The 24,880-nt window shown below is 61.2% G+C and carries 18 protein-coding genes and 1 pseudogene; 3 read left to right on the top strand and 16 right to left on the bottom strand.

Going from position 1 to position 24,880, the window contains the following annotated elements; all coding sequences use genetic code 11:
• Positions 1–9: 9 nt before the first annotated feature.
• Entirely contained in the window at positions 10–528 is a 519-nt protein-coding gene (locus G9Q84_RS19620; protein ID WP_242461464.1) for a hypothetical protein, read from the bottom strand.
• 189 nt (positions 529–717) lie between these two features.
• Here G9Q84_RS19620 and G9Q84_RS29390 point away from each other — a divergent pair.
• Positions 718–908, top strand: a pseudogene (locus G9Q84_RS29390) (hypothetical protein); the annotation flags it as partial.
• An 841-nt stretch (positions 909–1,749) separates the two neighbouring features.
• Here G9Q84_RS29390 and G9Q84_RS19615 read toward each other — a convergent pair.
• From G9Q84_RS19615 to G9Q84_RS19565, 11 genes are all read right to left on the bottom strand, one after another.
• Positions 1,750–3,165, bottom strand: coding sequence for an efflux transporter outer membrane subunit (locus G9Q84_RS19615; protein WP_181643931.1), 1,416 nt, complete (start codon positions 3,163–3,165; stop codon positions 1,750–1,752).
• Positions 3,162–6,341: an efflux RND transporter permease subunit gene (locus tag G9Q84_RS19610; protein WP_181643930.1), complete on the bottom strand. Its 3,180-nt coding sequence runs from the start codon at positions 6,339–6,341 to the stop codon at positions 3,162–3,164. Before G9Q84_RS19610 ends, G9Q84_RS19615 begins: the two co-directional genes overlap by 4 nt.
• 15 nt (positions 6,342–6,356) lie before the next feature.
• On the bottom strand, positions 6,357–7,598 hold the full coding sequence (mexE, locus tag G9Q84_RS19605; RefSeq protein ID WP_032891296.1) for a multidrug efflux RND transporter periplasmic adaptor subunit MexE: 1,242 nt from the start codon (positions 7,596–7,598) through the stop codon (positions 6,357–6,359).
• 300 nt (positions 7,599–7,898) lie between these two features.
• Positions 7,899–10,112 carry a GMC family oxidoreductase gene (locus tag G9Q84_RS19600; protein WP_181643929.1) on the bottom strand — a complete coding sequence of 738 codons (2,214 nt, stop codon included), beginning with the start codon at positions 10,110–10,112 and terminating at the stop codon, positions 7,899–7,901.
• The gene (locus G9Q84_RS19595) at positions 10,109–10,621 is read right to left on the bottom strand and encodes a sorbitol dehydrogenase (protein WP_181643928.1); all 513 of its coding nucleotides are present in this window, start codon (positions 10,619–10,621) and stop codon (positions 10,109–10,111) included. The genes G9Q84_RS19600 and G9Q84_RS19595 overlap by 4 nt, the downstream gene beginning before the upstream one ends.
• Positions 10,618–11,985 carry a hypothetical protein gene (locus G9Q84_RS19590; RefSeq protein ID WP_032891300.1) on the bottom strand — a complete coding sequence of 456 codons (1,368 nt, stop codon included), beginning with the start codon at positions 11,983–11,985 and terminating at the stop codon, positions 10,618–10,620. Before G9Q84_RS19590 ends, G9Q84_RS19595 begins: the two co-directional genes overlap by 4 nt.
• Before the next feature lie 156 nt (positions 11,986–12,141).
• Entirely contained in the window at positions 12,142–12,657 is a 516-nt protein-coding gene (locus G9Q84_RS19585; RefSeq protein ID WP_181643927.1) for a sterol desaturase family protein, read from the bottom strand.
• A 39-nt stretch (positions 12,658–12,696) separates the two neighbouring features.
• Positions 12,697–13,185 (bottom strand): response regulator, encoded by a 489-nt coding sequence (locus G9Q84_RS19580; RefSeq protein WP_095184877.1) that lies wholly within the window; start codon positions 13,183–13,185, stop codon positions 12,697–12,699.
• Positions 13,182–15,497, bottom strand: coding sequence for an ATP-binding protein (locus G9Q84_RS19575; RefSeq protein WP_181643926.1), 2,316 nt, complete (start codon positions 15,495–15,497; stop codon positions 13,182–13,184). Before G9Q84_RS19575 ends, G9Q84_RS19580 begins: the two co-directional genes overlap by 4 nt.
• Complete coding sequence (locus tag G9Q84_RS19570; protein WP_032891304.1) at positions 15,494–16,147, bottom strand: response regulator; 654 nt, start codon at positions 16,145–16,147, stop codon at positions 15,494–15,496. The genes G9Q84_RS19575 and G9Q84_RS19570 overlap by 4 nt, the downstream gene beginning before the upstream one ends.
• Positions 16,144–17,310, bottom strand: coding sequence for a sensor histidine kinase (locus tag G9Q84_RS19565; protein WP_181643925.1), 1,167 nt, complete (start codon positions 17,308–17,310; stop codon positions 16,144–16,146). The genes G9Q84_RS19570 and G9Q84_RS19565 overlap by 4 nt, the downstream gene beginning before the upstream one ends.
• 164 nt (positions 17,311–17,474) lie before the next feature.
• Between G9Q84_RS19565 and G9Q84_RS19560 the strand changes: the two genes are divergently transcribed.
• Positions 17,475–17,993, top strand: coding sequence for an SgcJ/EcaC family oxidoreductase (locus G9Q84_RS19560; RefSeq protein ID WP_095184873.1), 519 nt, complete (start codon positions 17,475–17,477; stop codon positions 17,991–17,993).
• Between the two features lie 223 nt (positions 17,994–18,216).
• On the opposite strand, the gene G9Q84_RS19555 is transcribed toward G9Q84_RS19560, so the two are convergent.
• Together G9Q84_RS19555 and G9Q84_RS19550 are read right to left on the bottom strand one after the other, a co-directional pair.
• A complete protein-coding gene (locus G9Q84_RS19555; protein WP_242461463.1) occupies positions 18,217–20,280 on the bottom strand; it encodes a TonB-dependent receptor in 2,064 nt (687 codons plus the stop codon).
• Positions 20,281–20,364: 84 nt separating this feature from the next.
• Complete coding sequence (locus tag G9Q84_RS19550) at positions 20,365–20,754, bottom strand: DUF2946 family protein (protein WP_122753223.1); 390 nt, start codon at positions 20,752–20,754, stop codon at positions 20,365–20,367.
• 275 nt (positions 20,755–21,029) lie between these two features.
• Between G9Q84_RS19550 and G9Q84_RS19545 the strand changes: the two genes are divergently transcribed.
• Positions 21,030–22,370, top strand: a complete 1,341-nt coding sequence (locus G9Q84_RS19545) for an ABC transporter substrate-binding protein (RefSeq protein WP_181643924.1) — start codon at positions 21,030–21,032, stop codon at positions 22,368–22,370.
• Positions 22,371–22,373: 3 nt separating this feature from the next.
• Here G9Q84_RS19545 and G9Q84_RS19540 read toward each other — a convergent pair whose 3' ends face one another.
• Both G9Q84_RS19540 and G9Q84_RS19535 read right to left on the bottom strand, forming a co-directional pair.
• Complete coding sequence (locus G9Q84_RS19540; RefSeq protein ID WP_181643923.1) at positions 22,374–23,999, bottom strand: dipeptide ABC transporter ATP-binding protein; 1,626 nt, start codon at positions 23,997–23,999, stop codon at positions 22,374–22,376.
• Positions 23,996–24,880 (bottom strand): ABC transporter permease, encoded by an 885-nt coding sequence (locus G9Q84_RS19535; protein ID WP_032891314.1) that lies wholly within the window; start codon positions 24,878–24,880, stop codon positions 23,996–23,998. The genes G9Q84_RS19540 and G9Q84_RS19535 overlap by 4 nt, the downstream gene beginning before the upstream one ends.

Here is a 24,880-nt window from a genome sequence, read left to right as displayed (position 1 = left end):
AGTCGTGGCTCAGGCACGCTCATCTACCGACAGGTTGTTATTTTCAGAGTTTACAAAATAGGCCAGGGCATTGATTACTTGATTTGCACTTTTCATTCCACCAAGAATATAGGTGACATCTTCGGGTTTCGAGTAGCGGTCGGTACTGAAATATGCCAGTTGATCTTCATATTTCTCATTGAATAGCGCTATAGCATTCAACTTAACGTCCTGTTTTGTCTGGTGCCCATTTTCATCGAATGCGCCATCGCCGGAAATGAACATACTAAATGTGTTCCCATCTATCAGACCTGCCTCGTATAGCCTTCCTCCTACATCTTTCAGCTTGTACGTGCTAATAGATGTCATGTCATAATTTTTTAAGAATGCCTTTAAGTTATTGGTTTTTTCTTGATCCTTCAGTTTCAGTGTCTCCGCCGCCTTGGCCTCTTCATTCACAGTGGACGCATTTGTCACCATCGTCGGATTTCTGACTACGCGAGCATCAGTTTGCTTCGATAGCGTGGCTGCGGCATTCGTAACGAGCATTCCCATATCAATCTGCTGTTTGTATTAAGCATTCCATCCCTTATCGACCTAGGACCGGCCAACCTTAGTCAGCGCTGTAATTTCAGAATGGTCTGACAGATACTGCAAGGTAGCGTGAGGGCAACTTCCTAAAGCGTATCTCTGACTGCCTGCTGGCACCTGGCTGGAAACCGAAGGCCCCAAGGCCGTATGCGCAAAGAACGGGCGATTGTGTGGGTGGCGGAACCGCAGATCATATTTGTCGAGATTACTGCAAGGTTGCGGTTGCGAGCTCATTTTATGAGGCGTTTCGCAAGTGGGCGGGGTCGAATCCTGGGCATTACCGGAATTTGATGTTGAATGAGGTTATTCGAATTTGTGCCCGGGGTATAAAGGACTAAGAAGTAGCTAGCTATATCCTTCGTCGACGTCTGACAGTGCGATCCTACGGCTTTTGGGGAAGTGTCCGGCTTACATGGATTTATAATTCATGCACAGTGGTGGCGCGGTTCTCACCGATGTATTCGCTGACTCCTACTCAGGTGTCGCGGCATAAGCACTCAATGCAAAAAAAACTGCGCCTGCTATGAGGAGAACGTATGGGTAGCTGAAAGAGTGAGGTCGTTTTAATGCATGTATTGCATGCGGAAATGTTGATCATTAACTTATGAAGTTGAGTTTAAGAGGGTGAATGTATGAAAAGGTATGTTGCGCTGTCGTTTGCATTGTTAATGGGGTTGTCGTTACATGTGTCCGCTTTATGTTTGAGTGTTTCTGAGAGTTATAGCGGTATCTTGGGTGTCGTTGGGCGTTGAGCGAGAATCGGGAGCGGCATGGAGAGAGTTTTGTTGACGCCGCTCCCTTTTGTCATCGCATACGCACGCTCACCTACGGAGGAACTATAGTTCGCAGAGGCGACAAAGTAGGCAAGATCGTTCATTGCTTGGTTCGCATTTTTCCTTTCTCCAAGTTTCGTCATCAACACTGAATGCATTCGTAACGACCATACCCATATCAATCTGCTGTTTGTATTAAGCATTCCATTCCTTGTCGACCATGAATCGGTCAACGTTAGTTTGCGATGTGAATGGAGAATGTTCTGACCGATATCGCTGGGGAGTGTGGGGGGCACGTCCCAATGCACACGCCTGAAAAGTATCCGACCAAAAAAAAGCCCCATGACCAAACAGGCCACGGGGCTAAAAATTGGTTGGATGCGACCAACCAAAGGAGCTCTTTACATCACTTCGCCGTTGCTACAACGGTGTCTGGCTTCCATCCACCTCCGAGTGCCTTGTAGATCGCCACGATCCCGCGATACAGGTCCACTTCGGCCTGGGCCTGGGAGTCTTCCGCGGCGAGGCGTTCGCGTTGGGCGTCGAGGAGGACGAGGAAGTCCACGGTGCCTTCGCGGTAGCGGATGGCAGCGAGGTCGGCGGCGGCGCGGCTGGATTCGCTTTGGCGGATCAGTGAGATCAGGCGTTGCTGACGCTTGCTGTAGTCACTGAAGGCGTTTTCGGATTCTTCCAGTGCCAGCAACACTTGCTGCTCATAGGTCGCCAGGGCGCCATCGGCTTCGGCGTCTGCGCCACGCAAACGGGCGCGCACGCTGCCCAGGTCGAACGCGGCCCAGGTGATGCTCGGGCCGAGGGCCCAGGCATTCGCGGCGGACGAACCGATCTGTGAACCGCGCCCGGCGGTAAAGCCGAGGAAGCCGCTGAGGCTGACCCGTGGGAACAGGTCGGCCTTGGCCACGCCGATACGTGCGGTGGCGGCGGCCAGTTTGCGTTCGGCGCTGAGAATGTCCGGGCGACGTTGCAGCAGTTGGCCTGGATCACCGATCGGCAACGCCTTGGCAATCGCCGGCAGGTCTTTCGGGCCCAGGTCCACGCTCAACTTGTCCGGACGCTGGCCGAGGAGGGTGGCGATGCGGTTACGTTCGCGCACTTGTTCGGCTTGCAGTTGCGGCACGCTGGCTTCAACGGCTGCGAGGCGTGCGTCGGCGCGTTCCACGTCGAGTTGGTCACCCACACCGGCGTCGCGCAGGCTGACGGTGATGGTGCGCGAATCTTGCTGGTTCTTCAGATTGTCCAGGGCGATCTTTTCACGCAGTTGTGCGCCGCGCAGTTGACCGTAGGCGTCCACCAGTTCGGCAATCAGGGTGACTTGCAGCTGGTATAGATTGGCTTCGGCGGCTTGCTGGTCGGCGTCGGTGGCTTCCAGGTTGCGCTGGATGCGGCCGAACAGGTCCAGTTCCCAGGCCATGTCCAGGCCCAGGTCGTAACGCTCGGTCTTGACCCGGCGGGTGGTCTGGCCCGGGATCTGGCCCTTGCCCTGGTCGCTGCTGACGCGGCTGGTAATCGTCGGCATGGCATCATTGCTGGCGTCATCGCGGATTGCACGAGCAGCGCGCAGGCGGGCAAACGCTACGCGCAAATCGCGGTTACCTTGCAGCGATTGAGTCACCAACTGGTTAAGCGTCGGGTCTTCGAACTGCTGCCACCAGATGCCTTCGAACTTGGCGTGGTCATACTGCTTGGCGTCCGCGGCGGCGGTGATGTTCGCCGCCTCCGGGGTCTGGGTCTTGTAGTCCGGGCCCACGGCACAGGCGCTCAGCGCCAGTACCAGCAAGCTCGGCAGGAATACTTTCACACTCATTGCTGTGTCTCCAGCTTCAAGGCCTTGGCCGCTTTGCGCGCTTCGCTGCGCTCCACATAACGACGGATCAGTACGTAGAACACTGGCGTGAGCAACAGACCGAAGAAGGTCACACCGATCATCCCGGAGAACACCGCCACGCCCATGGCATGACGCATCTCGGCACCGGCACCGCTGGACAACACCAGTGGCACCACACCCATGATGAAGGCGAACGAGGTCATCAGAATCGGCCGCAGACGCAGGCGGCAGGCTTCCAGCACCGCGGCCAGCGGGTCGAGGCCCTCGGCTTGTTTGTCCTTGGCGAACTCGACGATCAGAATCGCGTTCTTACACGCCAGGCCCACCAGTACAATCAAGCCAATCTGAGTGAAGATGTTGTTGTCGCCACCCGAGATGATCACCCCGGTAATGGCCGACAGCAGCGTCATCGGTACGATCAGGATCACCGCCAGTGGCAGGCTCCAGCTCTCGTATTGAGCAGCCAGTACCAGGAACGCCAGCAGTACGCAGAGCGGGAACACGAACAGCGCGGTGTTGCCCGAGAGGATTTGCTGATAAGTCAGGTCAGTCCACTCATAGGTCATGCCGTTGGGCAGTTCATCCTTCAACAGTTTTTCAATCGCCGCTTCTGCCTGGCCGGAGCTGTAGCCCGGTGCGGCGTTGCCGTTGATTTCAGCGGTGATAAAGCCGTTGTAGTGCATCACGCGGTCCGGGCCCGAGGTGTCGCTGACCTTGATGAAGGTTGCCAGCGGGATCATCTCGCCCTTGTTGTTACGCACTTTCAGTTGGCCAATCTGGTCCGAATCATTGCGGAACTGCTGCTCCGCCTGCACGTTGACCTGATAGGTACGGCCGAAGCGGTTGAAGTCGTTGGCATACAACGAGCCCAAGTAGATCTGCAGGGTGTCGAAGATGTCGCTGATCGCCACGCCGTGGGTCTTGGCCTTTTCGCGGTCGATGGCGGCATCGACCTGGGGCACGTTGACCGTGTAGCTGGTGAACAGGCCGAACAGTTCCGGCACGCCATGGCTCTTGGTGATGACGTTCTGCACTTCTTTGTACAGTTCGTCATAGCCCAGGTTGCCACGGTCTTCGATCTGCAGACGGAACCCGCCGATAGTGCCGAGGCCCTGTACCGGTGGCGGCGGGAAGATCGCCATGTAGGCTTCCTGGATGTCGCTGTACTTGCCGTTCAACGCGCCGGCAATCGCACCGGCGGACATGCTCGGGTCTTTGCGCTCATCGAATGGCTTCAAGGTCACGAACACGATGCCGCTGTTCGGGCTGTTGGTGAACCCGTTGATCGACAGGCCCGGGAAGGCGATAGCGCTTTCCACGCCGGGCTGTTTCAAGGCGATGTCAGACATGCGCTTGATCACGTTTTCAGTGCGGTCCAGGCTGGCGGCGTCGGGCAACTGGGCGAAGGCCACCAGGTATTGCTTGTCCTGGGCCGGTACGAAGCCGGTCGGTGTGTGGGCAAAGCCCAGCCAGGTCAGGACCATCAGACCTGCGTACAGGAACAGTGCGATGCCGCTGCCGCGAATCACCCGGCGAACGGTGCCGACATAGCCGTGGCTGGCTTTTTCGAAGAAGCGGTTGAATGGACGGAACAACCAGCCACCCAACAGCTTGTCGAGGAACCTGGAGAAGCCATCTTTCGGCGCGTTGTGGCCCTTGAGCAACACCGCTGCCAGTGCAGGGGACAGGGTCAGCGAGTTGAACGCGGAGATCACTGTCGAGATCGCAATGGTCAACGCGAACTGCTTGTAGAACTGCCCGGTCAAGCCGCTGATAAAGGCTGCTGGCACGAATACCGCGCACAGCACCAGCGCCGTCGCGATGATCGGACCGGTCACTTCGCTCATGGCTTTTTCAGTGGCGGGGAAGGGCTCAAGCCCCAACTCGATATTACGTTCGACGTTTTCCACCACCACGATGGCGTCGTCCACCACGATACCAATCGCCAATACCAATCCGAACAACGACAGTGCGTTAAGCGAGAACCCAAACAGGTGCATCACCGCAAACGTACCGATCAGCGAGACCGGCACCGCCACCAACGGGATGATCGAGGCGCGCCAGGTCTGCAGGAATAGGATCACCACCAGCACGACCAGGATCAGTGCTTCGAACAGCGTGTGAACCACCGCCTCGATGGAGCCGCGCACGAACACCGTCGGGTCATAGGCGATGCGGTAGTCCATGCCTTCGGGGAAGCTTTTTTTCAGCTCCGCCATCTTGGCGCGCACATCATTGGAGATGTCGATGGCGTTAGAGCCAGGACGCTGGAAGATTGGGATCGCCACCGCTGGCTGATTATCGATCAACGAGCGCAGGGCATATTGGCTGGAGCCCAGCTCGACCCGTGCAATGTCCTTGAGGCGCGTGATTTCACCGTTATTGCCGGCGCGAATCACGATGTTCTCGAACTCTTCTTCGGTGACCAGGCGCCCCTGGGTGTTGACCGACAGCTGGAAGCTGGTGTCGTTAGGTGAAGGCTGCGCGCCCAAGGCACCGGCGGCGACTTGGCGGTTCTGCTCGCGAATCGCCGTCACCACATCGGTGGCGGTCAGGTTGCGCGAGGCGGTCTTATTCGGGTCCAGCCATACACGCAACGAGTAGTCGCCCATGCCGAACAACTGCACATCGCCCACGCCGCCGAGCCGCGCTAGCTCATCCTTGATATTCAGGATCGCGTAGTTGGACAGGTAGAGCATGTTGTAGCGCTGATCCGGCGAGGTGATGTGCACCACCATGGTCAGGTCGGGGGAGGCCTTGTCCACGGTGATACCAATGCGCGTCACTTCCTCAGGCAGTTTTGGCTGAGTCCGCGTCACGCGGTTTTGCACCTGCACCTGCGCGTTGTCCAGGTCGGTGCCCAGGGCGAAGGTGATGGTCAGGGTCAGCTTGCCGTCGGCGGTCGACTGCGAGGACATGTACAGCATGTTCTCGACGCCGGTGATGGCCTGCTCCAGCGGCGCGGCCACGGTTTCGCCGATGACCTTGGGGTTGGCGCCGGGGAAGTTGGCGCGCACCACCACGGTCGGCGGTACCACTTCCGGGTATTCGCTGATCGGCAGTTGGAACAGCGAGATCGCGCCGGCGATCAGAATCAGCAGCGACAGCACCGCTGCGAAGATCGGACGCGAAATGAAGAACTTGGAAAAATTCATCTTGAGTCGTATCCCTTAACCGCGTGGAGTCGCGACGCTGGCAAGTTTGGGCGCGGCTTTATCCGGCGCCACTTGTTCCAGGTTGCTGGCTTCAAGCGCTTGTCGTTGTTGGGCCAAGGCGGCGAGGGTTTCTTTGCTGGCCATCGGAATGGTTTCCGGGGCGACCGGCGAGCCGGGGCGTGCACGCTGCAGGCCCTTGACGATGATGGTGTCGTCCTTGTTCAGGCCGCTGCGTACGATGCGCAAACCTTCGATCTTCGGCCCCAGTTCCACGGCGCGATAAGCCGGTTTGTCGCCGTCCATCACCAGTACGAATTTCTTGCCCAGATCGGTGCCCACGGCTTCATCGTTGATCAGCACGGCGGAGTAGGTGCCGCTGCCCACCAGCTTCAGGCGTGCGTACAGGCCAGGGGTGTATTCGCCCTTGCTGTTGTCAAACACGGCGCGCCCACGAATGGTGCCGGTGGCCGGGTTGACCTGGTTGTCGACGAAGTTCATCTGGCCCAGGTGCGGGTTGCCGGTTTCATTCGACAGGCCCAGGTAAACCGGGGTGGTAGCGCCACGGCGGCCTTGGCGAGCCAGCTCGGTGTACTTGAGGTAAACGCGCTCATCGGCGTCGAAATAGGCGTAGACCTTGTCGGTGGAAACCACGCTGGTCAGCGCGGTGACGTCAGCGGTCACCAGGTTGCCGGCGGTGATGTCGGCACGGCTGACGCGGCCGCTGATTGGCGAGGTTACGCGGGTAAAGCTCAGGTTCAGCTTGGCCAGGTCCAACTGCGCCTGGATCCCGGCGACGGCGGCGCGGGCTTCCTGGGCGGCGGTGGTGCGCGAGTCGGCCAGTTCGGCGGAGATCGCATTGCTCTGGCGCAGGCGCTCGCCGCGTTGGGCTTCGTTGTCACTGCGAGTGGCGGCGGCGCGGGTCTGTTGCAACTGGGCTTCAAGGCGGCGCACTTCAGCCTGGAACGGACGCGGGTCGATCTGGAACAGCAGGTCGCCTTTCTTGACCAAAGCGCCTTCGGTGAAAGCGACTTGGTCAATCTGGCCAGAAACCCGTGGACGGATCTGCACCGTTTCCGGTGCTTCCAAACGGCCGGTGAATTCATCCCACTCGTTCACCGGTTGTTCCAGCACCTTGGCCACACTGACTTTGGCGGCTGGCATGGCGGCCGCTTGTTCCGGGGTCTTGCCGCACGCGCTCATCACCACCACGGCCAAAATCGCCAGGGGGAAGCGCAAATGTTTGAGTGACTGTTCCATGAGGTGCATCCGCCAATGTATTTGAGATGGGCGGATCATGCGCGGCGGGGTGGTATGTCACGAATCGAATGAAGCAAAGGTAACTATCATTGCGAATGATATAAGCGCGAGATTAGCCCTCTAGGATGGGGGTTTCGTTAGGGTGCTATCAATGGGCGTGATGACAAAGGACTGTTGCGTGGTTCGCAACAAGCACTGAGAGGGTGTGGCGGTTGGGGTGTCAGGCATCGCATTGAGGTGGGCGTATGGACGGGTGAAACCGTCCAGTCAAAACGACCGGACGGTGTTTGGCCGTGGGCCCTACGCTGTACCGAACCCGATCTGCACCGTCAGCGCTCCCTGGTTATCCCCCAAACCAATGCCATAGCGCCCCTCTAGATCATCGTTGATACACAGCTGCAATTCCCCCGTCTGCCCCGGCGGAATCTCGGCCAGATCCCCCACCAGAAACGGTGTCCCGCTGCTGCCCACACGCCCAACCAGCGCGCCTTCATTTGCGCCCGGCAGGGTGTAGCCCGCTTTGGCGATCAACCCCGGACTGCCATTGCCATCAACCATGCCGCCGACCGGGCTGGCCAGCCAATGGCCGCTGACATACCGCACTACACGCGGGCTTGGGCCGCTGATTTGCACGCCAGTCCCTTGCCATGGCTGGTTGGCTTGCACCTGCACGGTGACGGCTTTGAGGTCGTTGCACAGGGTGTCGCCGGCCTGAATCGACAGCGCGGCAATGGTCAGGCTCGGGTTGGAGGTGCCGGTGGTGGGGAATACGCCGTCGCCCACCAGGAACAGGTTGTTGTGGTCCCAACTGCGCTGGTATTTGTCGACCACCGACGTGGCCGGGTCGGCGCCCATGCGGTAGGTGCCCATCAAGTGCCCGGCACCCTGGAAGGAGTACGACTCGCCCTGGTATTCAAACAAACCGGGCTTGATATCGGTGGTCAGTTCGGTGGCGCCCAGCAGCTCAGTGATGACGTGGCTGGCAAGAATCCGCGCCTGTTTGAAGCCTTCCTTGGTGTAGTCCGACAGGTTGTAATGGATTTCCGGTCGCGGGATGCCCAGACGGTCTTTGTACTGACTGGACGGCACGATGTAGCAGTTGGCCTTGTTCGGATCGTCCTCGACTTGTTCCACCAGAAACCCCACCCGAAACTGCCGGGTGAGCAGGTTGTTCAGCTGTTGCACCAGTGCCGTGCCGAACAGCACCTGGGACGCGTCCGTGGACTTTGGCAGTGGGTTGGTGCGGCTGACGTTGGTGCCATCGATCAGGTCGGCCACGGTGGTGTACGGGTCGCCGATCGGCCAGTTGAAACCCTCGTTGCCTATCTCGATCCGCCAGGCCGCGCGCTGGCTGCGAAAGGCGCCGTCGCGCAGGCTTTCGATGCCGGCGGTGGACACCGGGCCACGGTACGGGAACACCGTCTTGCCTTCGGGCATCAAGCCCCACGCCAGGTAGATCGGGTGGTCCGCCAGGCTACGACCGACCTGGCCACTGCTGTTGGCCACGCCCTGGGGCCAGGCGCTGCTAGTGGAGTTGAGCAGCAGTTTTGGCGTTTCGATGGCATGGGCGGCGATCACATAGCGCTGCCCGATCGCGACGCCAGTGCCGGTGGCCGGCCCATCGCCCAACTGATACTGAATGAACTCAATGCCGCTGACAGTCTTGTCCGCTGCCACCGTGACCTTGCTCGCTACGGTCTTGTACAGCACCCGCACATTGCCGGTGTTGAGCGCATTGTTCAGGGTCACCGTGGCGTCGTACTTGGCCTGGATCGGGCAGATCGGCGTGCAGTTGGTATTGCCTGCGCACACCCGTCGCCCGGCATACGGCTGCGAGTTGCGCCCGGCTGGGGTGGGGCTCACCACCAGCGGCAGTCCTTGGAACGATTGGCCCTGCACCGCGCTGACGAAGCTGCCATCCACCAACGACAGCGGAATGCTGGTCATCGGGTATTCATAGTTGGTTGGGAACGTGATGCCCAGGTAGGCCTGGTCGGCGACGTTGGCCGCCACGCCTATTTCTGCTTCGGCGCGGCAATAAGCGCTTTGCAGGTCGTTGTAGCTGATCGGCCAGTCCACGCCCACGCCGTACAGCGTCTTCATCTTAAAATCATTCGGCAGCATGCGCAGGCACGTGGCGACCCAATGCCAGGTAGTGCCGCCGCCGACGCGCTCATAGGTGCTGGTGAACGGCAACGGGCCTTTTTGCACCAGGTAACTGACCTCGGGATTTTTCCAGTTGTCATCGAGCAGGTCAGCGATGGTCGCGCGCGGTGCGTTCTGTTCGGCTGGGTTGCGCGTCGGACTGAGGGTGCTCACCGGCGGATAGGGGGACTCGGGGGTCTTCAGCGTGGCGGTGTAGAAACGCTCCAGGTACTGGTTTCGGTTGGCCGGGACTTCCGGGCCGGATTCCAGCACCAGCACCTTCACCCCCGCCAAGCCCAATTGATAGGCAATGATGCTGCCCGCCAGGCCAGCACCGACGATCACTACGTCTGCTTGTTCGGTACTCATGACGATGCTCCAGGCTGTGGGCTGGCGGTAACCCCGGTGAAGTCTTCCAGGCTCGGTGGTGGGCTGTTCCAGTAACCGAAGAAGAACTCGCTGTAGCCCATCGGATGGGCCTGGGCGATGTTCCACGCCCAGCTCTGGGTGTAGGCCTCGGCACTGACCACGGTTTGCTCGTTCACCGGGAACGCGCCTTGGGCGTACGGCTGATACCACACGCCGAGCATCCACAGTTTCATGATCGCGCGCGCCGCTTGGGCAGTTTGCGTGGCGGCGGGTTGGCCGTTCTGCATCAGGATTGCGTTGCCGATTTGCTGCGGCGTCTGCTGCTCGCTCGCCAGCGCGGCGTATTGGGCGAGCAGGGCGCTGAGCACGTCTTGGCCCACGCGAGGACCAACGAAATTCAGAAACAGGGTGGGCAGGCCGATGGGGTCTACCGACGGCGCCAGCAGTTCCTGATTGATGCCGGTGAGCACCACGCTCAGGCCGGTAAAATTGTCCAAGTCGGTACTCATGGCTGACTCCTTGTCACACCGGTGGATTGAGCGCGTTCGAGCAGGTAAGTGAAGTCGGCGAAACTGGTGCGCGGTGATTGCGTCACGTGGGTGGCGGCATTGCCGTGACAGGCGATACAACTGGAGGACGCCTGGGGCACCGTGCCCTGGATATAGGTCTCCAGCGTTGCATTGGCGAGGAACGAAGGCGCTGGATTGCCCAACGGTTTGGTGGCCGAGATCTGGCACGGTGGCTGGCCGCTGAGGGTAGGCCACTGGGTGCTGATCAACTGGTAATTGGCCCAGACGCTGTTGGGGTTAACCGTACGCAGCAGGTTCTGGTAAGTGCTGTTGAGCGCCTTGGTTTCATCGGTCAAAGGGATCTCGCGCACGATCTGCGATGGCGTGGCCTTTACCGCCGGGTTCCAGGGCCGTGGCGGCGGTTGGTTGACCTCGGCATGGCTGCTGGCGTTGTAGAACAGGTACGGGCCTTTGCGCTCGGCAGGCGGCGTGGTTTTTTCCGGGACATTGTCAACGTGCTCGAAGGTCGACCACACCCACTGCGGCGCACTGGTGGTCTTATGCACGATATGCAGCCCCACCAGCCCCACCGGCTCGGCAACGCAGGACTCGGCCACCACCGGCCCTTTGCTCGGGTCGCTGTTGCCTGGCGTATACACCAGGGCATCGACGGTGTGGAAACTGCTGGGGTTGTCGTTGCCGTCCAGCACCTTCCACGAGGCCTTGACCATCAACGAACCCACGTCACTGGTGGCCGGGTTGCCGCAACTGAATGCCACCGCATTGGTCGCACTGGCGGCAAAAAATGCCTGCTGACCCTGGATGCTGTACAGGCCATTGTTGACGATGCCGTCGAACATCGATTGGTTAACCACGATTTCATTGCGCGTGTACACGCCGCTCTGGTCCACCAGCGGGCCGCTTTGAAACGGCTGAATAAACTCGTCCAGCACATCCGGGACCTTGCCCATTTGCTGCAACAAGCGCCCCGACCCCTTGCCTTCACAGGCCGCCGGTACACTGGCCGGCGCCTGCCAGGCCGCTGGTTTCTGCCCTTGGGGCAGGAAGATTTGGTAGCTCTCCTTGTAGCTTTCCCACACCGTGGCCGCGTCCTGCTGGCCGATCTGCACGCCGGTATTGGGCTTGCCATCGGCCAGGACCGGCCAGTTCAGCGCAATGAACGTCTGCCACGACATTTCATCGAAGTTGGCTTGCAGGCTGTCGAGAGAGAAGGGCGGGGTCGCCGTGACATCGAAGGGTATTTGCGTAGACAACGTGGGGGCCGCGACGACCAGGGGGCTCAGCAACGCGCCAAACAGCGCACAGCCGAACCCGGGCCGGGGGCGATGGGTTTCCATTCTCATCGGTATCTCCTAGGCATCAGACGCCAGGAGACAGTGGGTCCGTCATGGACTCTTCAATGCGCCTCCTGGCACGGGCTTGAGCGTAGATAAGGTTGGAAATGCCGGTGTACGGGACGCTAGATTTATTCGTAATAAAAACAATCGCTCAGAGGCGCTTCAGGCACGCTCTGCGCGGATATAGGTGCGAAACACATGGTCCCACAGCGGTGAAGACACGCCGAAGTTCTTCTCGATGCCTTTGCGATGATGCAGGTCGTGATTGGCCACCAGCCCCGGAATAAATCGATAGGCCCAATGCGCCGGGCGGTGCATCACGTAGTGCACCGAGATGTAATAGAAGTAGCCCGTCACCGCGCCGACAAACGCCGAGGTCAAACCGGCGTACCAGGCCGATAGCAGCAATGCCGCAAAGGTGGAGCTGGTTTTCCAGCTCGACACACCGATATAGGCCAGCACATCCACATGGTGGGTCCAGTGCTCGTGGCGATACAGCGAGTGGAACAGAAAGCGGTGTGCCGAATACTCCACCAGCGTCCAGGCCATGAAGCCCGCGAGCAGTTGCAGCGGATCAAGTGGCGCCAGGCAGAGCGCCAGACCGATAAACAGGGGAACGGTGAAGAAATCCAGGTAATACGCGACTGACGACATCAGCCATTTGTTTGAAGCCGCCATGTGCGGATCGTCCTTGAGGTGCATGAACCGAGGGGGAAGTTAAGCCGAGTCCTCCCCGGCGGCGGGCAGATTGCCCGTTGATTCACGCCGTTGCAACAACTCGATGTGCTGCGCGGGTACCAGGGTGCGCAAGGTCTTGTAGAGCACCCGGGTTTCCAGCAGGTTCCACACCCGCAGCATGGTTTCCAGCGCGTCCAGGGGTTTGCTGATGAAGTCCCGGGCGCCCAGGGCCAGGGCGCGCAGGCGGGTGTCGCGGGTCGCGTCGGCGGTGAGTACCAGGATCGGCAGATATTCGCCCTGGGGGATACGCCGGTTGAGTTGTTCCAGCACCGCAAAGCCGTCGAACTCCGGCATGTGCAGGTCGAGGATCACCAAGTCCGGTTCGAAGCTGTTGAACAGCTCCAGGGTGCGCAGCGGCTGGGTGCTGCTCAGCACGTTGGTGAGCCCTTCGCGCGCCAGCAGTTGCTCCACCAGATCGAGGTTCGGGCGTTGGTCGTCGATGATTAGAATGCGCAGGTCGAGGTTCACGCGGGCTCCGGGAAAGACTGGTCGAGGTGGGCGAGAAACGCGGGCACGTTGATCGGTTTATTCAACACGGCGGTTGCGCCGGCGTCCTGCAGAGCCTGGCGGGTAAGGTCGCTGGCGTCGGCGGTGATCATCAGTACCGGTGTGTCACGGGTGATCGGTGACTGGCGCAAGCGTTGCAGCACCTTCAATCCGTCGAGGTCCGGCAGGCAGACATCCAGCAGAATCAACTGTGGCGCGTGCTGCGCGGCCAGGTCCAGGCCCAGTTGGCCTTGCATGCTCGACAGCAGTTTTATCCCCGGTCGGCGTTGCAGCAGGGTTTCGATCAGCGCCAGACTGGAGAGATTGTCTTCGATGCACAACACCTTGCCCAGGAACGTGCAGGCGGCGGGGACAGGGCGCGGCAACTGGGTGTCGATAACGGGCGTGGTACTGCGCTGGAATGCCGCCACGCGGGCTAACGGGAGCTCCAGCGTGAAGCGTGAGCCAATGCCGGCCTGGCTTTGCACGTTGAGGTGGCCGTCCATGTTTTCCAACAGGCTTTTACTCAGGGCCAGGCCCAGGCCGCTGCCTTCCACATTGGGGTCGGCGCCCAGGCGTTCGAACGGTTTGAACAATTGCCCCAGGTGATCCGCCGCGATGCCGTTGCCGGTATCACACACCGACACGGTGATACGCGGCCCATCAATGCTGACTTCGATGCTGACGTCGCCATCGCGCTGGTTGTATTTGATCGCATTGGACAGCAGGTTCAGCAGCACCTGGGTCAGGCGTTGCCGGTCGGCCACGATGCCCACATCCGCCGCCAAGGCGGGCAATGGCTGTAACCGAATGCCCGCCTCGGCGGCCATCGGCGACACCAGCGACAGCGCCTCTTGCAACGCCTCCGCCAGAGGGATCGGCGCGATATTCAACGCCAGGCTTCCCGCCTCGATCTTGGCGATGTCCAGCACTTCGTTGATCAGTGTCAGCAAGTGCTGGCCGGCCCGCAGGATATGCCCGACGTCGGCCTTTTGCGCCTTGGGCGCGTCCATGTCCAGCAGTTGTGCAAAGCCCAGGATCGAGTTGAGCGGGGTGCGCAGTTCGTGGCTCATGCGCGACAGAAACTCGCTTTTGGCACGGCTGGCACGTTCGGCTTCCTCACGGGCCTTGCGCAGAGCGATCTCGGCCGCGCGGCGGTCGGTGATGTCGCGGGTGATCTTCGAAAAACCGCGCAAGGCGCCAGTGCCGTCGTACTGCGCGGTGATCACCACGCTGGCCCAGAACCGCGTGCCGTCCTGGCGGCAACGCCAGCCTTCTTCGGTGTAATCGCCGTTGCGGGTGGCTTCGCGCAGCGCCATGTCCGGGTGCTGAGGGCATTCCTCGGGCAAGTAGAACACCGAGAAATGCTGGCCGATGATTTCCTGTTCGGTGTAGCCCTTGATCCGCTCGGCGCCGTTGTTCCAACTGGTGACATAGCCCGCGGTGTCGAGGGCGAAGATCCCGTAGTCCTTGACCCCATCGATGATCAGCCGCAAGCGTTCTTCGTTGTCACGCAATGCGCGCTCGCGCTCGGCCAGCAGCAACCCTGCTTCTACGAGGCTGGTGCCCAATTGGCCGATTTCATCGTGCTCCGGCGGTTGCGGCAGCAGCGGCGAACCGAGGGCCAGGCGCTGGGCGTTGCGCTGCACATTCTGGACCCGCGCCACAATGCCTTTGGACAGGAACAACACGGCGACGATGGCGCCAAACAAGCCGCAAATCGCCGCCAGCCAGGTGGACAGCAACAAACGCTGACGGGTTTCGGCCGCCGCCGCGCTGCGCTCGGCCAGCAACGACGCCTCAAGGGTGAGCATGGTGCTGATGTGTTGGCGCAGCGCATCGAGGATGTGTTTGTTGCTGATCAGGATGGCACTGATCGATTGCGGCGTGGCGTCGCGGTCCTTGAGCATCTCTTCAAGCCCGTCGACCTTGCCATCGATCAGCGGCTTGATGGCGCTGAGTTGCTCGCGTACCCGTTGATCACGCACGTTGTGGTCAAGCCGGCGTAGGGCGGACTCGATCTGCGGCCTGGCGTTGAGGTAGCTGGGCAGGAAGTCTTCACGGCGAGTGAGCAGGTAGCCGCGCACACTGGCGGCGGCCTCTGCGAGCAGGGTGTGCACAGCCTGGATATCGCCTTGCACGCGCAGCACCCGGCGCACGTCCTCTTCGGCGCGGGCGGTCTGGCGTTCGGTGGTGTAGATCAGCACGAGCGACAGCAACAGCACCACCAGCGGCAGCGAGATCACCACCAGCGCCTTGCCCCGCAGTGGCAGGTCGGCCCAACGCCGCTTCATGGTGACGTCACCAGGCCCAAGGCGATGCCGCGTACGGCGGCTTGGGTGCGATCAGCTGCGCCGAGCTTGCCGATCACGCGTTCCACATGGGCCTTGGCGGTGCCAGTGGTGATCCCGAGCTGCTCGCCGATGGCGCGGTTGCTCATGCCGTTGGCCACCAAGCCAAGGACCTGGCGCTCGCGCGGGGTGAGGTTTTCGGTGGGGGCCGCGCCGCTGGCCTGGCGTTCGGTCATGCGGCGCAATAGCCGCGTGCTGACCGCTGTGTTGAGCGCTTCGCCGCCGGCCCCGACTTTTTGCAGGGCCTGGATCACCTCGGCACGGCTGGCGTCCTTGAGCAAGTAGCCGACCGCACCGGCATTCATCGCCGCTTCCAGGTATTCGGGGCTGTCGTCCATGGTGAACATCACCACTTTCACCGCTGGCAGGCGCTCTTGCAGCAACCGAGCGGCGCCCAAGCCGTTGAGCCCGGGCATGCGGATGTCGAGGATGACGATATCCGGCAGCAGTTGCTCACACAGCTCCACTGCTTGCAGGCCATCGCTGGCTTGACCGACCACCTCGAACTGCGCGAGGCCGGCCAGCAGAGAGACGAAACCGGTGCGCGTGACTTCATGGTCGTCTGCCAGTACGAGACGCAGGACGTCGGTCATTGAGGAGTTCCAGGCAAGTGGGCTGGCACGCGGGCGTGCAGTTGGGTACCGCAGTCGACTGCGCTGACGCAGGTGAAGCTGCCGCCCAGCAGGCTGGCACGCTCCTGCATGGTCGCGAGGCCAAGATGCTGGGCGTCATCGCGTGAGGGGGCCGAAGTGAAGCCCTTGCCGTTGTCGTCCATGCGCAGGGAAGCCTGGCCGTCGTGCAAGGCCAGGGTCAGGTTCACCCGGCTGGCGCGCGCATGCTTGAGGATATTGTTGATGGCTTCCTGGCCGATCCGGAACAGGGCGATTTCCACCTGGCTGGGCAATCGCGTTTCACAGTGGACGAGCCACACCACGTTGATGCCAGCGTCGCGCAGACGGTCGGCTTCTTTGTCGAGGGCTTTGAACAGGCCGAAATCATCCAGCACGGTGGGGCGCAGACCTGCGATGAGTTGACGGCCTTCACCGACGGAGTGCTGGGCCAGGGTGAGAATCGCCTGCAAGTCGGCGGCGAGTGCGTCCGGCAGTACGGGGCAGCGGCCGGCAAACCCTTGCAGCCGTTGGTGCAAACCCGCGAGGGTCTGTGCCAGGCCGTCGTGCAGGTCGTAGGCCACGCGCTTGCGTTCGTCTTCCTGGGCGCGAAACAGCCGGTTGACCAGGTCGGACAGCGTCTTGTCGCGGGTTTTGAGGGTGGTCAGCAGGCGATCGTTTTCCAGGTGAGTGGCCAGCAGGGTGGCGAGCAGTTGCAGGGATTCGCTGTCTTCGTGCTCCGGTGCCCGCAGGCTGACACTATTGCCCAACACCAGCAGGCCAAACGCTTTGCCGTCACTGCCACGCAACGGCACTTGCAGCACGCTGTGAGGCTGCTCCTTCCAGCGAGGTGCGCGCAGATCGCGGTCAGCGAGGGCGGCCAGGCTGGTCAAGCGTGCCGGGCTGCCATGGCTCGCCGTGGTGCGAACAGCTCCGTCGGCGGCCCATTCCTGCAGCAGGCCATGGTCCATCGCAAGAAACGCGCAAGCCCGTGCGAGCACGCGTTCGCGCATGGCGTCGGGGGCCAGTTGGCTCAGCTCCTGCCCGGTATCCACTAACAGCCGCAGCCGCGCCGTGCGGCTTTCCGATTGCCGGAAATGCGCGCGCATGGCCAAGGCGCTGCCGGGGTCATGGGGCGGGTTATGCATGGGTGATGCTCCAGTGCTGCGGGCGTGCGGGGGGTCTATTAAACATGGTTAAACACCTTGGGCGCTATCTGCCAAATGGCATAGGTAAATGACTCCGGTTGGCCGATGGCGCGCCACGGTCGGCTTGGCAAAGTGGGCTCAACGAACACCACTGGAGTATCCCAATGCAATTCAAGCCCGCAGCAATCGCCCTGATGTTTGCCTTGAGCGTTCCGTTTGTTCAGGCCGCCGAAACGTCGCCGTATGTCTACCGTGAGGTGGCCCAGGCGCCGGCCAATGTGAAGGACCGGGAGATTGCCGGTTTGTTTGACCGTTGGAACAGCGCTTTGCAGACCGGCAACGTCACCTCGGTGGTCGACCTGTATGCGCCGGGCGCGGTGCTGCAGCCCACCGTGTCCAACCAAGTGCGCACTACGCCGGATCAGATCAAGGACTACTTCGATCACTTCCTGGCACTCAAGCCGGTAGGCCAGATCAACTACCGTGAAATCCGCCAACTGGGCACTAACGTAGCCATGGACAGCGGGGTCTACACCTTCACCCTGACCGACGCGAAGGGGCAGGTCAGCCATGTGCAGGCGCGCTACACCTTCGTTTATGAGCAGGTGGGGGGCCAGTGGAAAATTCTTAATCACCACTCTTCGGCGATGCCTGAGGTGCAGGTCAAGCACGCTAAGCAGTAACGATGGGAGGAAAAAATGCCTACCCCTTGGCGGGGGTAGGCATTTTTTTGTGGTGGTTGGGAGAGTGCCCCTGTGACGGACCCGGAACCCATGGGCATTTGACGACCTCTCCCTATCCAAATGTGAGAGGCCACGCTCGTCACAAAAACAGGCCCGTTTAGGGAAATGGTTAACCCTTTAAAATCAGTGACTTATTTTATGTTTGATAACAAGGGGTTGCCTTTCAGAAGTCCAAGGTGACGCCGGTATAGAGCGCACGCCCGTCGCCGGGTGAGTGCAGTGACGCCTTCGCGCCGTCCGGGTCGTACCAGACGTATTCGTAGTAGCGGTTGGTGAGGTTTTTCAGTTGCAGGTCGACACTGACGGATTCAGTCACTTGGTACGTCGCCCCCAGGTTCATCAACACGTAACCGCCGTAAGTCCCCTTGGTGTTTTCGCGCTCCAGGTAATAGTGGGTCTGGCCGTTCATCCACGCGGTCAGTTGCAGCGCGGGGGTGGCTTTGTAGTTTATGCCTGCGTTGTAGAGGTGATGGGGGATGTGGTCGATTTCCTGGCCTTTGCTGTTGGGCAGGGTGGCGCTGGGCTGGAGGATTTTCGAGTACTGCCAGGCGTAGGCCATCCAGATGTCGGTGCGGTCGTTCGGGTGCAGGTTCAACTGCGCGTCGTAACCCCAGCGGCGGGTTTCGCCGACGTTATCCGATTCGCCATTCGGGTCATTGAGCCGGCGGCTGACTTCGCCGCTGGCTTCCTGCTGCCAATAGGCGACGCGGCCGTCGATCCAGTCGGCGGGGGTGAACTTGATACCGGTTTCCCAGCCTTCGTTGATCGACGGCGCGAGGTCGGTATCCCGTGGCGGTATCTTGTAGGCAGCGGCGCCGGTGCCGACCTGGAAGGTACGGCCCCAGTTGGCGTACACGCTGGCCACGTCCCACGGCGAGTACACCACGCTGAGCTTGGGTTGTTTGATCAGCCCATAGTCGTTGATGGCGTAATCCATGCCGGTCATTTGGTTGGTGAAGTCGCCGTGGATTTTATCGACGCGGTAGGCCGGGATGATTTTCAGCGATTCAAACGGTTTGATCTCAGCCTGGATGTAAGCCCCGTAGGTATCAAAGTCGAACTGCTGGTCGCGGGTTTGCGCCAGGCGTGTGCGGTTCTGGGTCCGGTAGCGTTCACTGGTGTTCTGTTGCTGCTGGACGTCCGCGCCGCCTTCCAGGGCGAAGGCGTAGAGCCCGCTTACCTCGGGCCGCCAGGTCAGGGAGGTGAGGGCGCCGTACTGGGTTTCGTAGGCGTCGCGCTCCTGCTGGGAGCTGGTGCGCCAGTATTGCGTCCAGCGTCGGTCGTCGAAGGTGTTGAGGTAGGTTTTTGCCGCCCAGGCCAATGTTTCGGCCAGTTCGGTATCGAAGTGCACACTGAGTTGGTTCATCCGCCGCGTGCCTTTGTCGGTGGCGTTGTAGCGGTTGGTCATGGTGGGGTGGTGGCGGGCGTCGTCTTCACTCAAATATCCCGGCTCTTGCGCCTCGGTTTCGTAATGGCGAGCGATCAGGCCGACACGGTAGCTGCTGTCGTCCGGGGTGTAGAACCATTTGCCGGACATCGAGAATTTATCCGCCTGGGCATGATCCCGGTAGCCATCGGCTTTCTGGTAGGCGAAGAAGTAATTCTGCGTCCAGTTGCTGCCTTCGATGCCTTTGGCGAGTTGCGTCTCGCGGGTGTTGTAGCTGCCGTAGCGGATTCGCGCCTTGGTGTAGTCGCCTCCTGTGCGGGTCAGCATGTTGACGTTGCCGGCAATGTTGTTGAGGCCGTAGCGCGCGTCGCTGGTACCACGTACCACTTCGATACTGTCCAGCTCCATGGGGAAAATCATGTCCATGAACGGCATGTTGCCGTCGTTGCTGTTGCTGGGGATCCCATCGATCAGCAGCTTCACCGCGTTCACTTCACCTTCGCCGTTGAAACCGCGAAAGGAGATCTTGCCGGAGGTGGTGCCTTGGTTGAATTCGGTGAGCATGACCCCTGGCGCACGGCTGAACAGCTCCCAGCTGTAGTTGACCGGCATTTTCTCCAGGATGTCGGCACCGAGGATGTCGACCGAACTGAGCACGCTGGCGGTGTTCAGCGGGCCGCTGGCGTTGGTGCTGCCTTGGACGCTGACGGTGCCAAGGGTGAGGGCCGAACTTTCGGTTGCATGGGCCAGTGGCGTGAGTGCAAACACTGAGAGCAGCGGCCAGAGTGAGGAGGGCACAGCGATACGCTGTGCGCGGGACAGAGTAAATGGAGCAGGCATGAGCACGCTTCCTGATGACCAAAAGACTTCAAGGACGTTCAGCCACCCTCAAGGGGCGGCAGAAAACAAAGGGTTTCGGGGCAGTCAGGCAACAGGGGAGGCGCGCGGGCTCAGGCTCGGCCAGCGAACCCTGGGATGCAACGTGGGTAACAGCGGATCAGCGAGGGCGACATCCGGCGCATAGCGCGGCAGCCAATGCCGGTAATAGTTGGACGGCAGCGCGGCCAGGCCAGCATGCCCGCAGCAGCAGTCGCCATGCTTCATGGCGGCAGTCGAAGGCGCAGATTTGAGCGGGTCGATCAGCTTGTCAAAGCCTGGTGGCAGGGCTTGGGAGGCGCCGCCCGAGCAGAATCCACCCCACAGCATCAGGCCGATGTCCGGCGTTTGCAGGGCGCGGCTCAACGGCATGGCCAGCATGTTGAGCAACAGGGCCAGGCAGGCGATCCAGGGGCTGATGCGTTTGAACATAGCCATAAAGCCATCGACGCAAAGGGGCGCGTATTTAGCCGCAGTTCAGGCATGAAGTAAAACGCGCTATTTTGCCGCAGGCCTGGCGACCGAACGCGGTGTTGGTGGCGCAACAGCGGTTCAATAAAGTGTTCGATTATCCGAGCCGTGCGGGGTGACCGGTACAGCGCAACCCCTTGAATAAGAAGGCTTATGCGCTTGGCATGAATTGTGTTGTGACCCGATTGGCGCTGACCCGACAACGGGAGGGGAAACCTCACCTTTCATAAGAAACCACACCCATGCACAACGTCTTGCAACGCACAGTCATCGCCAGCCTGCTGGCACTCGGCGCCTTGGGCGGGCCATTGTCGACCATCGCCCAGGCCGCCAACGATCAACAGTTCATCCCGCTGGCCACCTACCGAGTTGGCGCCTATGCCTCCAGCGGTATTCCGTGGTGGGCCGGGGAAATTGATTACTTTCGCTATATCAACGAAGTCGAAGGCGGGGTGAACGGCGTGAAGCTGGTCTGGCAGGAATGCGAGACCGAGTGGAAGACCGACCGCATCATCGAATGCTACGAACGCTACAAAGGCGGCCTTGACGGTGCGCCCACCGGGTTCTTCTTTACCCATAGCACCCCGGCCTCCTATGCGCTGATGGACCGTGCTGCCGTCGATCACATCCCCTTGATCGATGGCGCCGGCGGGCGTACCGAATCCACTGATGGCCGCGTGTTCCCTTACGCGTTTCCGTTGTTGCTCAACTACTACGGCCAGGCCTCGGTGGGCATCAATTATATTGCCCAGCGCGAAGGTGGGCTGGACAAGCTCAAGGGCAAGAAGATCGTCACTGTCTATCACGACTCTGCCTACGGTCGCGAAACCCAGGCGGCCATGCAGTTGCTGGCACAAAAGTACGGTTTCGAGAACATCCAGATTCCCGTAGCAGACCCAGGTAACGAGCAGTCCACTCAATGGCGGCAAGTGCGCCAGATCAACCCGGACTGGGTATTCCTGCGCACTTGGGGCGTTTCGACACCGGTGGCGATCAAGACCGCCGTGCGTTTTGGCGTTCCCGTGGACCGTCTGATCGGTGATGTGTGGGCAGGCTCTGAAGCCGACGTGATTCCCGCCGGCACCGCCGCCAAAGGCTACCAGGCGCTGGCGCCGTTCCCCGGTGGCGACGGTTTCGAAATTCATAAAAAGCTCAAGCAGTTCATCCTCGATCCCGGCAAGAGCAACCTCAAGGACGCCAGCTACTTCGGCAAGGTCTACTACAACATCGGCCTGATCAACGCCGCGATTGCTGTCGAAGCGCTGCGCACCGGTCAGGCCAAGTTCGGCAACCGCGCGCTGAACGGTGAGGAAACTCGCTGGGCGTTCGAGCACCTGAATATCGATGCGGCACGCCTCAAGGCCATGGGCTTCGACGGGCTGTTGGCGCCGTTGACATTGTCCTGCGCGGACCACGAAGGCGGCGGTTCGGCCCGAGTGCAGCAATGGGATGGGCAAAAGTGGGTGCTGGTGACCGACTGGCTGCAAGCCGACCGCGCCACTTTGCGTCCTTTGATCGAAGCCAAGTCCGCCGCGTATGCCCAGGAAAAGGGCATCGTGGCGCGTGATTGTTCGGCGCAGTAAACCTCAGGCGGCGCTTGCCGCGACTTGCCGGCCAGGGATGGCCGCAATCAGTTCGCGGGTGTACTCGGTGGCCGGCTGGTTAAAGATTTGCGCCACCGAGCCTTGTTCAACCACGCGACCATTGCGCAGCACCAGCACCTCATGGGCGAAGTTGGCCACCACTGACAAGTCGTGGGACACCAGCACATACGCAATGCCCATCTCCCGTTGCAGCTCTTGCAGCAGGTCAAGAATGCGTGCCTGCACCGACACGTCCAGGGCGCTGACCGGTTCATCCAGCAACAACAGGTCGGGCTTCAACGCCAGGGCGCGGGCGATGGCGACGCGTTGGCACTGGCCGCCGGACAGTTCACGGGGCAGACGGTCCAGAAAGCTCACCGGCAGGTGCACGCGGCTGATCAGCTCCCGCGCCGCCTGTTCCAGGGCGGCACCCTTGAGCAAGCCAAACGACACCAGCGGCTCCACGATGCTGTCGAACACGGTGAAGCGTGGGTCCAGCGCAGCGAAGGGATTCTGCTGCACCAGTTGCAGGCGTTGGCGCAACGGGCGGAAGTCGCGCCAGCTGAGGTCTGTAACGTCCTGTTGTTCGAACCAGACCCGGCCCTGGCTCGGCTTCTCCAGGCCGAGGGCGATGCGCAGCGCGGTGCTCTTGCCCGAACCGGACTCGCCGACGATGGCCAGGGTCTGGCCGGGGTACACCTCAAGGTTAAGACCTTCCAGGGCCATGAAGGTCGAGGCTTCGCCCTTGACCTTGGGTAGGGCAAACGTCTTGCCGACGTTGTGCAGGCTGAGGATCGGCTCGCGCCCCAGGTCGAGATTGATCAACGGTTCGCGACGCTTGGTGAAGGCGGGCGCGGCGGCAATCAGTGCGCGGGTGTAGTCGTGGCGGGGGCGGCCCAGGATCTGCTGTGGCGGGCCTTGTTCGACCACCTCGCCGTGCTGCATCACCAGAATGCGGTCGGCGCGGTCGGTGGCCACGCCGAGGTCATGGGTGATGATCAACAGCGAAATGCCGCGCTCCCTGACCAGCCGTTGCAGGTGATCGAGGATCTTGCGCTGCACGGTGACGTCGAGCGCGCTGGTGGGTTCGTCGGCAATGATCAGGCGCGGATTACCGGCCAGGGCGATGGCGATCAGCACGCGCTGGCGCATGCCGCCGGAGAGTTCATGGGGATATTGGCGGGCGCGCAGCACCGGTTTGTCGATCCCCACCTGTTGCAGCAACTCGACAATATCCGCATCGACGCCGGGGTAGCGCTTGCCCTTGGCCAGGATCAACGCCTCGGCGATCTGTTGGCCGATGCGCAGGGTAGGGTTGAGGCTGACCATCGGGTCCTGGGGCACCAGGCCAATGGTGCGGCCGCGCAGGTTGCGTTTCTGGCGTTCGCTGGCGTGGGTCAAGTTATGGCCATCCACCCACAGTTGACCGGCTCTGATTTGCGCGTTGTCTGGCAGCAGGCCAAGGATGGCGTTGGCCAGGGTGGATTTGCCCGAGCCGGACTCGCCGACAATCGCCACGGTTTCGCCTTGGGCGAGGGAAAACGACAGCGAACGCACCGCTGGATTGACCTGGCCGCTGGAGCGGTAATCGACACTGAGTTGGCGTACATCGACCAAAAACGGGCTCATCGCTGGATCTCCTCGAAGGTGCGGGCGATATGGTTGAGGCTGAACACCACGGCCACCAGGAACAGGCCGGGCAGCAACGACACCCAAGGTGCGGTGATCAGAAAGTGCCGGCCGTTGGCGATCAAGGTGCCCCATTCCGCCGCCGGTGGTGCGGCGCCGAAACCGAGAAAACTCAAGCCTGCGGTGGCGAGGATGGCTGCGCCGAAGTCCAACGTTGCCAGTACCGCTACCGGGCCCCAGGCGTTGGGCAGAATGTGCCGCAACAACGTGCGGCCCCAACTGGCACCGCCCAGCCGTGCGGCTTCGACATAGGGCAGGGTTTTCACCCGCAGTACTTCGGCGCGGGTGGTACGGGCAAAGCCAGGAATAATGCCGATGCCCACCGCGATGGCCACCGGTACGGTGCCGAAACCGATGGCCGTGACGATCGCCAGGGCCAGCAGCAGTCCAGGCAGAGCCAGCAGTACATCGACCACGCGCATGATCACCGCATCGATACGGCCACCGGCAAACCCGGACAAAATGCCCAGCCCGAGTCCGCCTACCAGCGCGATCCCCACCGCCAGCGAGGCCGCCAGCACCGACAGGCGCGCGCCGTAGACCACGCGGGTAAACAGGTCACGGCCCAGTTCATCGGTGCCGAACCAATGGGTCAAGTTGGGCGCCGTGAGTTTGGCGAGCGGCGCGGTGGCGTAGGGGTCGAAGCTGCTCAGCAGGTGCGGCGCCAGGGCGGCGACCAGCGAGAACACCACCACTGCCACGGCCAGGCTGAACCCCGGCCGGCGCAGCAAGGGCAGCAGGGTGGACGTGGCGCGTTGCAAGTGGCTGCGGCGGTGCCAGAGGGTTTCGCTGCGCACGCGTTTCTGGGTGAGCGTCGTCAT

Origin of the sequence: Pseudomonas sivasensis, from assembly GCF_013778505.1 — a bacterium.
GTDB classification, from domain to species: Bacteria; Pseudomonadota; Gammaproteobacteria; order Pseudomonadales; family Pseudomonadaceae; genus Aquipseudomonas; species Aquipseudomonas sivasensis.
This window is presented reverse-complemented; position numbering and strand designations above follow the sequence as displayed.

Coding starts and splice junctions, on each gene's coding strand:
- G9Q84_RS19540 (WP_181643923.1), bottom strand. CDS start 23,999: ATGAGCCCGTTTTTGGTCGATGTACGCCAACTCAGTGTCGATTACCGC.
- G9Q84_RS19615 (WP_181643931.1), bottom strand. CDS start 3,165: ATGAGTGTGAAAGTATTCCTGCCGAGCTTGCTGGTACTGGCGCTGAGC.
- G9Q84_RS19560 (WP_095184873.1), top strand. CDS start 17,475: ATGCAATTCAAGCCCGCAGCAATCGCCCTGATGTTTGCCTTGAGCGTT.
- mexE (WP_032891296.1), bottom strand. CDS start 7,598: ATGGAACAGTCACTCAAACATTTGCGCTTCCCCCTGGCGATTTTGGCC.
- G9Q84_RS19600 (WP_181643929.1), bottom strand. CDS start 10,112: ATGAGTACCGAACAAGCAGACGTAGTGATCGTCGGTGCTGGCCTGGCG.
- G9Q84_RS19595 (WP_181643928.1), bottom strand. CDS start 10,621: ATGAGTACCGACTTGGACAATTTTACCGGCCTGAGCGTGGTGCTCACC.
- G9Q84_RS19550 (WP_122753223.1), bottom strand. CDS start 20,754: ATGGCTATGTTCAAACGCATCAGCCCCTGGATCGCCTGCCTGGCCCTG.
- G9Q84_RS19565 (WP_181643925.1), bottom strand. CDS start 17,310: ATGCATAACCCGCCCCATGACCCCGGCAGCGCCTTGGCCATGCGCGCG.
- G9Q84_RS19535 (WP_032891314.1), bottom strand. CDS start 24,880: ATGACGACGCTCACCCAGAAACGCGTGCGCAGCGAAACCCTCTGGCAC.
- G9Q84_RS19620 (WP_242461464.1), bottom strand. CDS start 528: ATGCTCGTTACGAATGCCGCAGCCACGCTATCGAAGCAAACTGATGCT.
- G9Q84_RS19585 (WP_181643927.1), bottom strand. CDS start 12,657: ATGGCGGCTTCAAACAAATGGCTGATGTCGTCAGTCGCGTATTACCTG.
- G9Q84_RS19575 (WP_181643926.1), bottom strand. CDS start 15,497: ATGAAGCGGCGTTGGGCCGACCTGCCACTGCGGGGCAAGGCGCTGGTG.
- G9Q84_RS19545 (WP_181643924.1), top strand. CDS start 21,030: ATGCACAACGTCTTGCAACGCACAGTCATCGCCAGCCTGCTGGCACTC.
- G9Q84_RS19610 (WP_181643930.1), bottom strand. CDS start 6,341: ATGAATTTTTCCAAGTTCTTCATTTCGCGTCCGATCTTCGCAGCGGTG.
- G9Q84_RS19555 (WP_242461463.1), bottom strand. CDS start 20,280: ATGCCTGCTCCATTTACTCTGTCCCGCGCACAGCGTATCGCTGTGCCC.
- G9Q84_RS19590 (WP_032891300.1), bottom strand. CDS start 11,985: ATGAGAATGGAAACCCATCGCCCCCGGCCCGGGTTCGGCTGTGCGCTG.
- G9Q84_RS19570 (WP_032891304.1), bottom strand. CDS start 16,147: ATGACCGACGTCCTGCGTCTCGTACTGGCAGACGACCATGAAGTCACG.